This is a genomic window from Actinoplanes campanulatus (assembly GCF_014647795.1).
GTDB lineage: Bacteria > Actinomycetota > Actinomycetes > Mycobacteriales > Micromonosporaceae > Actinoplanes > Actinoplanes campanulatus.
The window spans coordinates 86,513-99,927 of record NZ_BMPW01000009.1 but is presented as its reverse complement, the minus strand read 5'-3'; the positions used below and the strand labels follow the sequence as shown (position 1 = coordinate 99,927).

Here is a 13,415-nt window from a genome sequence, read left to right as displayed (position 1 = left end):
CATCTTAGGCTCTCTGGAGTGCTGGCACGGACCACGACGGGTGAGGTTCGGCGGGCAGCTCCAGGAGCGTGTTCTGACGCTGCTCCTCCTCCACGCCGGCCATGTGGTGACCGTCTCCCGGCTGATCGAGGCGGTGTGGGAGAACACACCGCCGCCGACCGCGATGCGGCAGGTCCGCAAGACGGTGGCCGAGCTGCGTCGACGGATTCCCGGTGGCGCGGAGCTGATCGCGACCGAGACGGCGGGATATCGGATCGTCGTCGGTGGCGGACAACTGGACCTGAACGACTTCCGGTGGAAGGTGCAGGAAGCCACGACCGAGGTGGCCGAGGGCCGGCCGCATCAGGCCATCAGCAGGCTCGGCGTGGCGACCGCGCTCTGGCGCGGTCCGGTCCTGTCCGGACGCGGCGGTCCGGTGATCGACGTCGCTGCCACGGCCCTGGAGGAGCAGTACCTGGCCGCACTGGAGCAGCTCTGCGAGCTCCGGCTGGCGGTGGGCGAGAGTGCCGGCCTGGTCAGCGACCTACGCCGGGCGGTCCACGCCCACCCGCTGCGAGAACGGCTGCGCGGCCAGCTCATGCTCGCCCTCTACCGTTCCGGCCAGCAGGCGGCGGCCCTCGCCGAGTACGGCACGGTCCGGGACCTGCTCGCCGCCGAGCTGGGGATCGACCCCAGCGCGGAACTGTCCCGCCTGCACGAGGACATCCTCCGCGGTGGCTCCGAGCCGCCGGCCTCATCACGTTCGGATCCGGTACGGCCGGCCGCTGACCCCTCGGTCGTGCCGTCCGGCGCCGAGATCCGTCCCTGCATGCTTCCGTACGACCTGGCCGATTTCGCCGGGCGGGAGCCGGAGTCGCGCCGGCTGGTGCGGATGGGCTCGGACGGGCGTACCGGTGTGGTGGGAATCGACGGCATGGGCGGGGCGGGGAAGTCGACGCTTGCCGTGCACGTCGCGCACCAGCTCGCCGTGTTCTTCCCCGCCGGCCAGCTGTACGTCGACCTCCGCGGTTTCACCCCCGGTGAGAAGCCACTGCAACCCGACTTCGTGGCGGCGATGCTGCTGCGCGAGCTGGGAGCGACGGACACGCAGATTCCCGACGACGCGCAGGGGCGGCTGGCGCTGTGGCGATCCTGGACGGCGAACCGCCGACTGTTGCTGATACTCGACAATGCCGTCGACACCGCACAGGTCCGGCCGCTGCTGGACGGGATGACCAGCGGGTTCGTCATCGTCACCGGCCGGGGCCGGCTGGTCGATCTGGACGGGATCCACTGGTTGTCCATCGGCAGCATGGAGCCGGAGCAGAGCCTCGGGATCCTGACCAGGACCCTGGGTGAGAAGCGGGTGGCGGCCGAACCCGAGGCCGCCCGGGAACTGGCCGAGCTCTGCGGCCACCTGCCGCTGGCCCTGCGCATCGCCACCGCCCGGCTTCGGAACCGCCCCCGATGGACCCTGCGCTACCTGGTCGGGCGGCTGAACGACGAATCCCGGCTGCTCAAGGAGCTCTCGTCCGCCGAGCGGAGCGTGGCCACCACCATTCAACTCTCCTATCAGGTGCTGCCGCCCGCCCAGCAGCGCGCGTTCCGGCTGCTCGGGCTGCATCCCGGCACCGATATCGACGCCCATGCGGCTGCGGCTCTGCTGGGGATGACGACACAGGACGCCGAGGACAGCATGGAGGCGCTTCTCGACGTGCACCTGCTGCGACAGCCCGCCATCGGCCTGTATGCCTTCCACGACCTGGTCCGTAGTTTCGCCCGGGAGCTGTGGCGGACGACCAGCGGGGACGAGCGGAGCCTGGCGCTGGCGGGACTGCTCGACTTCTACGTGGCGGCGACGGATCAGGCATGCCGGCTGTTGTTCCCGGGCCGGACCGAGTACGACGTGACCGGCGCGGACCCGTGCCCGATCCTGCCGCCGACGGCGACGCCGGCGGAAGCCCGGCAGTGGTTCGACCGTGAGTTGCGGGCCCTGCCCGCGTTCGTCACGGTCGGACTGGAGGCGGGCTTCGCCCGGCTCGCGGCCTACCTTGCCCGCAACCTGCTGTTCCCACTGCACGAGCGTGGCGACATCCGGAGGTACCGGGAGGTCGCGGAGGTGGGGTTGTCCGCGGCCCGCCGGGCCGGTGACCCTGTCGCGATGCGGTTCAGCCTGCGCAATCTCGTCGTCGGCCATTCCATGCTCGGCGAATTCCACGCGGCCGCCGACGGCATCGAGGAGGGGTTGCGGCTTTCCGTCGCGGAACGGAATCCGAAGAGTGAAGGTGTCTATCTCAGTCAGCTCGGCTGGGTGCACAGCGCGCTCGGCCGCCTGGCCCAGGGGCGAGAATTCCTGGAGAGAGCGGTCGCGGTGTGCCGGGCCACCTCCAATGACATGGAGGAGTCGATCGCCCTGTGCAACCTGAGTTCGGTGTGCCGGTGGCTGGGTGACGACGTCGCGGCGGTGAATGCCGCTCAGCGGGCGGTGGCCCTGAACCGGAGAACGCCGATGGGAATGCATCAGGCCGGCGCCCTGAACGACCTTGCCATGGCACACATATCCAGTGGCGACCACAACGCCGCATTGGCGAGTCTGGGCCGGGTTCTGGGGCTCGACGAGGATTCTCTGATGCCCCGGGACCTCGCCCTCACCTACGTTCTGATGGCTGATGTCTGCCAATGCGCCGGTCGCGACGAACAGGCTCTGCACTTCGTCGGCCGGGCGCTCGCGCTCGTCGAGCCACTCGGGACGAAGCCGTGGCAGTCCGAGATCGAGAACATCGCGGGCCTGATCCACAGTCGGCGCGGTGACCATGCCCGCGCGCTGCGGCTGCACCGCAGAGCATTCCTGCACGCCACTTCGGTCAGCTATCGGGTTCAAGTGGCCATGGCCTTGGCGGGTTCGGCGCGGGCGTCGGAGGGAATGGGAGACCTCGCCGCGGCCGAGGGTTTCCGGAACCGCGCGTACGAGCATTTCGCGGCCATGGGAATGCCGGCGCCGCAAGAGTTGTCCCGATGTGTTGGAAATCACCGGTAAGAAGGGTGTTCACACCTTTCGGTGGAGTGGGCGCCCGCCGTTGAGTTCCACCATGGAGAATCGGACTCTCGGCCGTGACGGCAAGCATGTCGGGGTAATCGGAACTGGGGCCTGGCAACTCGGCGGAGCCGACTGGGGGCGGGTCAGCGAGAAGGACGCCCTGGACACGCTGTCCGCGGCGCTGGAATCGGGAGCCACCTTCATCGACACCGCCGACGAGTACGGCGACGGCCGGAGCGAGCAGGTCATCGGAACGTTCCTGCGGTCCCTGGCGCGGTCGGGCGCGGCGCGGCCCGTCGTGGCGACGAAGATGGGCCGCCGGGTCGAGCAGGCCCCGGAGAACTACACCGCGGCGAATTTCCGGGCGTGGCTGGACCGCTCCCGGCGCAACCTCGGCGTGGAACGGATCGATCTGGTGCAGCTGCACTGCCCGCCGCATCAGGTGTACACCGACGACGCGGTGTTCGACGCGCTCGACGCGCTGGTCGAGGACGAGGTCATCGCGGCGTACGGGGTGAGCGTCCGCACCTGCGAGCAGGCCCTGATCGCCATGCGCCGACCGCGGCTGGCAATGATCCAGATCGTCTTGAACATGTTCCGCCTCAAGCCGTTGGAGCGGGTGCTGCCGGCCGCGGCGCGCTCCGGAGTCGGCGTCATCGCCCGGGTTCCGCTCGCCAGCGGGCTGCTGTCCGGCCGGTACACCGCCTCCACCGTCTTCGAGGCGAGCGACCACCGCAGCTACAACCGGCACGGCGAGTCGTTCGACGTCGGTGAGACCTTCTCCGGCGTCGACTTCGCGACCGGGCTGGAAGCCGTCGACCGCCTGCGCCCGATGGTGCCGCCCGGCGCGACGCTGGCGCAGTTCGCGCTGCGCTGGATCGTCGACCAGGAAGCGGTGAGCGTGGTCATCCCGGGTGCCCGGACCGCCGCGCAGGCCAGAGCGAACGCCGCGGCGGCCGCGCTGGCCCCGCTGAGCGAGACCACGCTCCGAGCGGTCCGGAGCGTCTACGACGAACTCGTCCGCGAGCAGGTACACCACCGCTGGTGACCGTTTCGCTGCCGCCCGCCGGGCGAGCCGGGTGGTGCGGGTCCGCCGGGGGGCGGCGGACCCGCACCACTCAGCGTGCGACCGATCCCTCGCGAAGCCGCGAGATCATCCGCTGCGTGACCTCGATCGGCGAGGCTTCGGCCGTGCCCGCAGTGGTGTCGACGACGTCGGGCCGGGCGTTCCACTCCTCGTGCCCGGCGAACGGAATCGTCTCGCCGGGGATGTACCGCGGAACGGCGCGGTAGTTGTTGATCCCCGGGACGGGCTCGCCCCGCACCAGGACGGGATCGAGGTACAGGCCGTCGCTGCTGATGCGGGTCGAGGTGGAGATGTAGCCGATGTCCAGGCCGCACCGCCGGTGCGGAGAGGTGTTGGCCTCGGAGTAGTGCAGCAGATGCGGGTGGTGGATCGAGACGTCGCCGGGATTGAGCTCGATGTCGACGATGCCTTCCTTCTCCACCCACTCGTTCACGATGTCCTCGTTGGACGTCGAGTACAGCATGTTCTCCGTGTCGGTGCGCAGGGACGGCGCGTGCAGCGGCAGGCGGTGACTCTTCGGGATCATCCGCAGGCAGCCGTTCTCGGTCGAGCTGCGGTCCACCGCCAGCCAGACGGTCAGCGCCTGCATCGGCTCCAGCTTCCAGTACGCGCCGTCCTGGTGCCAGAGCACCGGCTGCCCGTCGAACGCCGGCTTGCAGATGTAGTGCGCGGTGAAACAGGCCACGTTCTGGCCCAGGAAGAACTCACCGATGTCCGCGAGCCGCGAATCCGAGATCAGCCTGACCCAGAAGGCGTCGTTGCGGATCAGCGGGTGATGCAGGTGCTCGGGACGGACGTCCGGGTATTTCTCGATGAGCCACGCGATGTGTGTGCGCGCCTCCTCGATGAGGTCCATCGGAATGACGTCACGAATGATGGCGAACCCGTTCTCGGAGTACTCCTCCGCAGCCTTGCTGAAGTCACGCACGAGATCTTTGTCCTCCACAATTCTGGTCGCTGATTTCTTCCGCCGTCGGCGCCGCAAGTGTCGAACAGAGTGGTACCGGCAAGGTTCCGCATCGGTACCCCGGATGTTCCGGATGCGGAATCCGATGCCTTGACCTGCCGAAACGTCCTCCCGGTAGGTGCCGAATCAACCCCGGCGCATCTCGGCGCGTGGACATGAACGGGAGCCTGGAAAACGTCTGTTGACATTATCTGCGAATACCGCCTAGCTTCAGGAAGCGCCTCGGCCGGCAGATCGGCGAGAGCCGAGAGATTCGTTTTCCGGCCATTGCCGGCCGGGCGCCGGGAACCCGGTCCCGGCTTCGGCGCGGCCGTTCGCTGATTCATCGGCCAGACGGTCGGAACATATTTCCCGGGTGAACGGCGAGCGTACCGGAACGGTGAACTCAGAAAGGAGTCCGGACATGGTGGGAAGCCCAGATTGGCACGTTGTGCGCAACGCGGAGGAGCAGTACTCGATCTGGCGAGCGGCCCAGCCGGTCCCGGCGGGCTGGGACGTCGTCTCGACCTTCGCGACCAAGAACGAATGCCTCGACCACATCGGTCAGGTCTGGACCGACATCCGGCCGGCCAGCGCCCGCTGACCGCCGCCCCCGGCGTCGACGACGTTCTCGCACAGGAGCTGAGCATGGATACAGAGTTCGTAGCGGCCGAGCCGGGCCGGACGCCCGCCGACCTGATGACCTGTCCCGCTTCCAGCGGCCAGGAGCGGATCTGGCTCACCGCGCAGGCGGACGGCACCTCCGCTCCGTATGCGGCGCCCTTCGGCTATCACATCGCCGCACGAGTGACCGCCGATCGGCTGAGGGACGCGATGGAGGTCCTGACCGCACGACACGACGCGCTCCGCACCGGCTTGCACTGGACGGGCGACGGCCTGGCGCAGCAGGTCCACGCCACCGTGCGGCCCGACGTACGAGAACTCACCTGCGCGAACACGGAAGAGTTCGTCGCCGCGCTCCGGCTGGCCGCCGAGTCCCCGTTCGACCTGGCCCAGGCGCCGTTGCTGCGAACCCTGCACGCGGAGATCGGCCCGGCGGAGACCGCCATCGGATTCGTGTTCCATCACGCCATCTGCGATTCCTGGGCGCTGGAGCTCTTCCTCCGGGACCTGACGACAGTGCTCGAAGGCGGGACGCCGCAGGACCCGCCCGGCGATCACGTGCAATGGAGTCTGGATGAGCGGCAGTGGCTCGGAACCGACGAAGCGCAGGACGCGCGCGTGTACTGGAAGGAACGGCTGCGGCACGGCGCGGCTCCGCTCCGGCTGGGCCGGTACGATCGCCGGCCGTCGCGCCGTGGCGCCGTGCACCGGTTCTCGGTACCGGCGCCCGCGGTCCAGGAACTGGTCACCGAAATCGCCGCATCGCCGTTCTCCATCCTGCTCGCGGCGTTCGGAACGATCCTCCACCGCTACTCGCTGAACGAGCGGATCAGCATCGGTCTGCCCATCGCCCAGCGTGACACCCCGGAGTCCGAGCGGGTCCTCGGCTATCTGAGCAACACCATCGTCGCGCTGGAGCACTACACCGAGGAGACCACCTTCCGGGACGCCGTGAACTCGGCCTTCGAGCACGTGGCCGGCGGGCTTGAGCACGGACGGTTGCCCTACCAGGAGATGGTGCGGCTGCCCGGCGTGCGCCAGGACGGCGCGGCGTCTCTCTACCAGGCGATGTTCGGCCCGCAGAACACCCCGATCGAGGCCGCTCCGACGATCGGCGAGCACGTCTGGACCCGGCTCGCCGTGCACAACGGCACCGCGAAGAACGAGCTGACGCTGCTGGTCGAGCAGAAGCCCGACCGGTTCGACCTCGAGCTGGAGTACGACACCGGCCTCTTCGACCGGCCGTGGGCGGAGCGGCTGGCCACCGCGTACGCCCGGCTTCTCGCCTCGGCCGCCCTCGATCCGGATCTCCCGGTCGCCGAGCTGCCGCTGCTCACCGAGCCGGAGATGGCGGCCGCCTTCGCCGAGCGGGCGGACGCCGACAGCTACCCGGACGCCGGGCCGGTCCACATCGACATCGGGGCGCAGGCCGGCCGGACGCCCGACGCCGTCGCCGTGCGCTGGGCCGGCGAGCGCATGACCTATCGCGAGCTCGACCACCGGGCGAACGCGCTGGCGGCGCGCATCGCCGGCGCGGGCATCGGACGGGGCAGCCGGATCGGCATCATGCTCGACCGTGGTCCGGACCTCATCTGTTCGGCCCTGGGCGTCCTCAAGGCCGGCGCCGCCTTCGTGCCGCTGGATCCGCGCTTCCCGGTCGCCCGGGTGGAGGCGATCGGCCGTGACGCCGGCCTGGCCGCGATCGTCGCCGACACGGCCAGGGCCACCGAACTCGAAGCCGTGACGCCGGTTCTGGTGCCGGACGGCGCAGCCACCACGACGGCGCCGGATGTCCCGGTCGGCCCGGACGACCTGGCATACATCTATTACACCTCCGGGTCCACCGGCGTCCCGAAGGGTGTGATGATCGATCACCGGGACGCCGCCAACCGGCTCGCCTACTTCAAACAGGACTATCCGATCGGGCCGGGCTCGGCGGCGCTGTTCAAGACGCCACTGGCCTTCGACATCTCCATCTGGGAGATCTTCCTGCCGCTGCTCGGCGGCGGCGAGGTGCTGGTCGCCGAACCGGGGCGGGAGACCGACCCCGAGTACCTGAGCGCGACGCTGCGCGCCGAGCCCGTGGTGATGGTGCACTTCGTGCCGGTGGCGCTGGAGGCATATCTGGGTGCGGCGCAGGCCGGCCCGTATCCCGGGCTGCGCTGGGTGATCGCGAGCGGCGAGGCGGTGCCGGCGAGTCTGCACCGCCGGGCCCGGGACCACTTCGGGTGCGCCGTGCATATCCAGTACGGACAGACGGAGACGGCCGAGGTCACCGTCGGCGACGTGCCCGCCGTGGACGGTCCGGCGTCGGCGACCATGCTGGGCAGGGAGGTGGGCGTCTATTCGATGCGGGTCGTCGACCGCGCCCTCCAGCCGGTGCCCGACGACGTGCCGGGCGAACTGTGTGTCAGTGGTCCCGGCGGCGTCGCATGGGGGTACCAGAACCGGCCGGCGATCACCGCGGAACGGTTCCTTCCGCATCCGGGCAGCCCGGGTGCGCGGCTCTACCGCTCGGGAGACGTGGTACGGCGGCTCGGGTCCGGCGACTTCGAATTCCTGGGGCGGATGGACCACCAGGTCAAGATCCAGGGCTGCCGGGTGGAGCCCGGGGAGATCGAGAATGTGCTGAGCACGCATCCCGCCGTCTCGGCATGTGTGGTGATGCCCCGCAAGTCGGCCGACCGCGGGGTCCAACTGGTCGCCTACGTCGTCGCGGACGGTGACGAGCCGTCCCCGCAGGAACTGGCGGACTTCGCCGGCCGGCAACTGCCGTCGTACATGGTCCCGGCCGCCTTCGTTCTGCTGCCGGAGATCCCGCGTACGACGAGCGGGAAGATCGCACGCGAGAGCCTTCCCGAACCGGCCCGGCAGGCGTTCCCGCTGGAGGACGAGCTCGAGGGGCCGACAGGTCCGGTGGAGACGGAGATCGCCGCCGAGTGGTCACGAGTGCTCGGCGTCCAGGACATCGGCCGCCACGACGACTTCTTCCAGATCGGTGGAACGTCGCTCAGCCTGATCCGGGTGCTCGGGGCAGTCGGCAAGCGGTTCGGCGTCAGTCTTCGCGTGAGTCAGTTCAACAGCCGTCCCACCGTGGTGGCCCTCGCCGAAGCGGTGCAGCGCGGCATCGAGGAACTGGTCGAGGGCCTCAGCGACCAGGAGGCCCTCGACATGCTGGAGGCGCTGCGCACCCATGGATGACATGTCTACCCGCCGCAAGGAGCTCGTCGAGCTGCTCCGGCAGCGGCACGGCGTCCAGCGAGCGCCGGCGACACCGTCCCTGGCCGCCACCCGGCTCAGCCGTGACCAGCAGCGACTCTGGTTCCTGGAGCAACAGCATCCCGGCACCGCGCAGAACAACATCGCCATTCAGCTCGACCTCGACGACCCGCCGGAGCGGGCCGAGCTGGACCGGCTGCTGTACCGCCTGCAGGAGGTGCACCAGGCGTTACGGCTGCGGATCACCGGGCCTGCGGAGAACCCCGTCCAGGAAGTGGCCGCCGCCTGCCCCGTCGCGCTGACCTGGCACGACCTGCGCCGGGACGCGAGCCGTGCCGAGCATCTCACCGCCCTGGCCGCACGCCGGCCTCTCGACCTGCGGAAGCCACCGCTCTACCACGCGACCGTGATGCTGCTGCCCGATCGAGCCTGGCGGCTGGTGCTGGTCTTCCACCACATGGTGGTCGACGGATGGTCGGTCGGTGTGCTGCTCGAAGACCTGGCCCTGCTGCTCGCCGGCAAGACGTTGACCGAACCCGCTGCGACCTTCGTCGACTGGGTGGCCGGAAGCGCCGGCACGACGAGCCCGCCCTGGGTGCGCGCCTACTGGCAGGACCGGTTCGCGGACGCTCCGGCCCCCGGCACGCTCGCCGTTCGCCAGGAGATCGGCACGGACTCCGGCCTGCGCGGCGGCGTGATCCCATTCGAGATCGACGCCGGTTTGACCAGCCGTCTGCGGGCCTGCGCCCAGCGGCTGGGGGTGACCACGTACGCGGTGTGCCTGGCCGCCCTGAAGGTGCTCCTGCGCAGGCTCGGCGACTCCCCGGTCGTGGTGGTGGGCTCGCCGACGGCGGGCCGCAACGATCCCGACCTGGACCGGGTGGTCGGCTTCTTCGTACAGACACTCGCCCTGCGTACCGACATCGAGCTGACGGACAACTTCGCCGACGTGGCCCTCCGGGTGCATCAGGGCGTGCTGGAGGCGTTGGACCACCAGCCGATGCCCTTCGACGAGCTGGTGGAACTGGCCGGAGTCAGTGGTTCCGGATCCGGCAGCCCACTGTTTCGCACCATGCTCGCCTGGCAGGGTCTCGCGGGACAGCAACCGGAGTGGAACGGCCGGCTCCGGGGTATGCGGGACCTCGACAGCGGCACCGCCAAGTTCGACCTGACCGTCGCCCTCACCGAGCAACCGGCCTCCATCGCCGGGCTGGTGGAATGGGCCGAACGGGGAGCGGACGAGCTGGCGGCGGCCGGAGCGCTGGAGGCGTTCCTGGCGATCCTGCGGTCGGTCGTCGACCGGGTGCTGATTCCGGTCGCCGAGATCCCGCTGACCGAGATCGAGCCGCCTCCGGTTGCCGCGCCGGCGGGGCGGGCCTCCCGGACAAGTCTCGCCGACGGGTTGTTCCGTCAGGCGCGGCGCACCCCCGGCGCCGTGGCGCTGATCGACCGGCACGGGGGCGTGACGACGTACGCCGAGCTCGCCGATCGGGTCGCCCGTACCGCGGAGACGCTGCGACAACAGGGCCTGCGGCCCGGTGACCGGGTGGCGCTGCTGCTGGAACGCTCGACCGATGTCGTCGTCGCCGTCCACGCGGTCACCGCGGCCGGAGGTGGTTACGTCCCGATCGACACGACCGCACCGCCGGCCAGGATCGCCGAGCTGCTGGACGCGGCCGACACGGCGCTGCTGCTCTGTCACCAGCCGACCCGGTCGCTGGCGCCGGACGGACCGTGGCGGATCCTCGACGCCGGGTCGGGCCGCGACACGTCCCTGCCCGTGCGGTGGGAGACCACGCCGGCACCCGCCGGCGACTGTGCCTACCTGCTGTTCACCTCCGGCTCGACCGGACGGCCCAAACTCGTCGCGTTCCCCACCGACGCGTCGCAAGCCTTCCTGGACTGGCTGGACCGCAGCATGCCGCTGACCGCCGACGACCGGGTCCTGCTCAAGACGCCGTACGGCTTCGACGTGTCCGTCTGGGAGCTGTTCTGGCCGTTGCAGCACGGCGCCTGCCTCGTCCTGGCCGAGCCGGGCGGTCACGCGAACCCCGCCTACCTCGCGTCGCTGATCCGGCGGGAGCGGGTGACCGTGGCGAACTTCGTTCCCTCGGTGCTTGAGTACTTCCTCGAGCAACCGGAGGCCGGGCGGTGCACCAGCCTGCGATACCTGCTCTCGGCCGGTGAGGCGCTCACCCCGGCGCTGCGGGACCGGGTCCACGACACCCTCACGGCCACCCTCGTCAACCTCTACGGCCCGACCGAGACGAACGCGGTGACCTCCTACGTCTGCCCGCGGGACCGGCAGGAGCGAACCGTGCCCATCGGGTCCGCTCTTCCGCATACCCGGCTGCACGTGCTGGACGAGAACCTGCGCCCCGTTCCGCGCGGCCTGCGCGGCGAGCTCTTCATCGGCGGCGAACTGGGCACCGCGGTCGGCTACTGGCGGCAGCCGGCCCTGACCGCGGAGCGCTTCGTGCCGGATCCGTTCAGCGCCGAACCCGGGCGCCGCCTCTATCGCACCGGTGATGCCGCACGGCAGTTGCCCAGCGGGGACTACGAATACCTGGGGCGCTTGGACCGTCAGCTCAAGCTGCACGGAGTGCGTATCGAACCGGCCGAGATCGAGGGCGCGTTACTGGCGCACCCCTCGGTCACCGCGGCCCGCGTCGACGTTCTCGGCCGGCGTCCGAACGCGGAGCTCGCCGCCTTCTGCGCGGTCGTGGAGGGCGCCACGGTCACCGCGGACACGCTACGAGGCTGGTTGGCGCAGCGACTGCCGCGGCAGTTCATGCCACAAACGGTGCTGATCCTGCCCCGGCTTCCGGTGACCACCAACGGAAAGACCGACGTCGGTGCGCTGGCCACGATCTGGCGGGACAACCGTGACCGGCGATCTCGCCGGCCGGCGGCGGTGCCGCTCGATCCCGTGCGGCAGCAGATCCGCGCCGCGTTCGAGGCGGTGCTGGGACACCCGGTCACCGACGACGAGCAGACCTTCTTCGATCTCGGTGGCAGCTCGTTGTCGCTGCTGCGGCTCGCGGCCGAGGTGGAGACCCGCACCGGGCTGCGGCCGGACATCGCGGACCTGGCCGCTCATCCCACCATCGGCGAACTCGCGGAGACGGTGCGTGCGCGCTCCACCGGAGCCGATCTCGTAGTGCCGCTGGCCAGCCTGCCGGGTGCGCCGCGACTCGTGCTCCTGCCTCCCGCATCCGGCCTGGCTCTGGCCTACCTGGGCCTGAGCCGGCTGCTCGCCCCCGAATTCGACGTGCAGGGCGTCAACGCGCCGGGATTCGGCCAGCACCCGCCACGCACGGTGCCGGAGTTCGTCGCGGCACTGACCCCGGTGGTGGCCGGCCTCGCCGCCGAGCAGCCGGTGGTTCTCGCCGGCTGGTCCTTCGGCGGGACCCTGGCCTACGAGATCGGTGTGGCCCTCAGCGCCCAGGGACGGCCGCCGGCGGCCGTACTGGTGTTCGACACCTGGATTCCCGGGCGCACCGACGAGACGCCGCACGGCGACGCCGACGCCGACGGCGTCGCCGTGCTGAGCGCGCACGGGCTCATCCCCGCCGGGTTGGCGCCATCCGACCGGCGAGCGCTGGCGGCCATGGTCAGCGCGGCCGCTGAGGCGTTCACGACGTATGAACCGAGCCAGGCGCCGGCCTTCCCGGTTCACGTGATCCGAGCCGGTCACGGCTATCCCGGCATCACGGACACCGGATACGACGAGTGCCGCGGCTGGGGGCGGGTGGTCCCCCAGGCGCGATTCGCGGATGTCGCCGCCGACCATTTCGGCCTGCTGGGCCCGGCCGCCATCGAACAACTCGCCGGTCACGTGCGAAGCGTCGCCGGCCGGGTGCTGTCCCCTACCCACGCCAACACAGAAGGAGACCCACGATGAGCTCACCGAAGGAACTGCTGCGTGACGAGGGCGTCGTGCTGCTGCGGGAGGGCGACCACCCCTACTCGCCGGAAGAGATCAACGATCTGATCGCGCTCTGCCAGAAGCTCCCGCGCCCGGGCGGAATCGGGCAGGAGAACCGGCTCGGGGTCGGGCGGATCCTGGTCGACCCGGTGGACATCGCCCGTGGCGAACGCGGGTACGCGCCCGCCACGGTCGAGGCGCCGGAGATCGCCCAGCTGATCCTCGACATCGTCGCCTCCGAGCGGGCGATGGCGTACTGGGCGGACTGCTTCGGCCAGGAAGAGGTGATCGTCCGGCGGGCGCAGACCAACTTCCTCCACCAGGGAGACCAGGTCGGTTGGCACGACGACCACGAGGCGAACCCGGAATACATGTTCAGCATCGTGGTGGGTCTGACCGACGAGTACACGGGCGGCGAATTCCTCGCCCAGATCACCCCGGACGACCAGCGCAGGTTCCGTGTCAACCGTGGTGACGTGCTCATCGCCCGGGCAGCGCTCCAGCACGCGGTGGACGTCGTCGAGTCCGGCCAGCGGATCTCGCTCGTGCTGTTCACCGCCTGACCCGGCGCAGACCGCGTCGTGTCGATGTCCGG

General features: G+C 70.2%; 7 protein-coding genes. 6 read left to right on the top strand and 1 reads right to left on the bottom strand.

Going from position 1 to position 13,415, the window contains the following annotated elements:
- Window positions 1–40 precede the first annotated feature (40 nt).
- Together IEZ13_RS18650 and IEZ13_RS18645 are read left to right on the top strand one after the other, a co-directional pair.
- Entirely contained in the window at window positions 41–3,016 is a 2,976-nt protein-coding gene (locus IEZ13_RS18650) for an AfsR/SARP family transcriptional regulator (protein ID WP_183219428.1), read from the top strand.
- 52 nt (window positions 3,017–3,068) lie between these two features.
- Window positions 3,069–4,064 (top strand): aldo/keto reductase, encoded by a 996-nt coding sequence (locus IEZ13_RS18645; protein ID WP_183219427.1) that lies wholly within the window; start codon window positions 3,069–3,071, stop codon window positions 4,062–4,064.
- Between the two features lie 70 nt (window positions 4,065–4,134).
- On the opposite strand, the gene IEZ13_RS18640 is transcribed toward IEZ13_RS18645, so the two are convergent.
- Window positions 4,135–5,031: a phytanoyl-CoA dioxygenase family protein gene (locus IEZ13_RS18640; protein WP_183223461.1), complete on the bottom strand. Its 897-nt coding sequence runs from the start codon at window positions 5,029–5,031 to the stop codon at window positions 4,135–4,137.
- 442 nt (window positions 5,032–5,473) lie between these two features.
- Here IEZ13_RS18640 and IEZ13_RS18635 point away from each other — a divergent pair, with 442 nt between their 5' ends.
- The 4 genes from IEZ13_RS18635 to IEZ13_RS18620 are packed head-to-tail and all read left to right on the top strand — an operon-like array spanning window position 5,474 to window position 13,383.
- Window positions 5,474–5,653, top strand: a complete 180-nt coding sequence (locus IEZ13_RS18635; RefSeq protein WP_183223459.1) for an MbtH family protein — start codon at window positions 5,474–5,476, stop codon at window positions 5,651–5,653.
- Window positions 5,654–5,697: 44 nt separating this feature from the next.
- A complete protein-coding gene (locus IEZ13_RS18630) occupies window positions 5,698–8,874 on the top strand; it encodes a non-ribosomal peptide synthetase (protein ID WP_183223456.1) in 3,177 nt (1,058 codons plus the stop codon).
- Entirely contained in the window at window positions 8,867–12,796 is a 3,930-nt protein-coding gene (locus IEZ13_RS18625) for a non-ribosomal peptide synthetase (RefSeq protein ID WP_183223454.1), read from the top strand. The genes IEZ13_RS18630 and IEZ13_RS18625 overlap by 8 nt, the downstream gene beginning before the upstream one ends.
- The gene (locus tag IEZ13_RS18620) at window positions 12,793–13,383 is read left to right on the top strand and encodes a 2OG-Fe(II) oxygenase (RefSeq protein ID WP_183223452.1); all 591 of its coding nucleotides are present in this window, start codon (window positions 12,793–12,795) and stop codon (window positions 13,381–13,383) included. The genes IEZ13_RS18625 and IEZ13_RS18620 overlap by 4 nt, the downstream gene beginning before the upstream one ends.
- The last annotated feature ends 32 nt before the right edge of the window (window positions 13,384–13,415 follow it).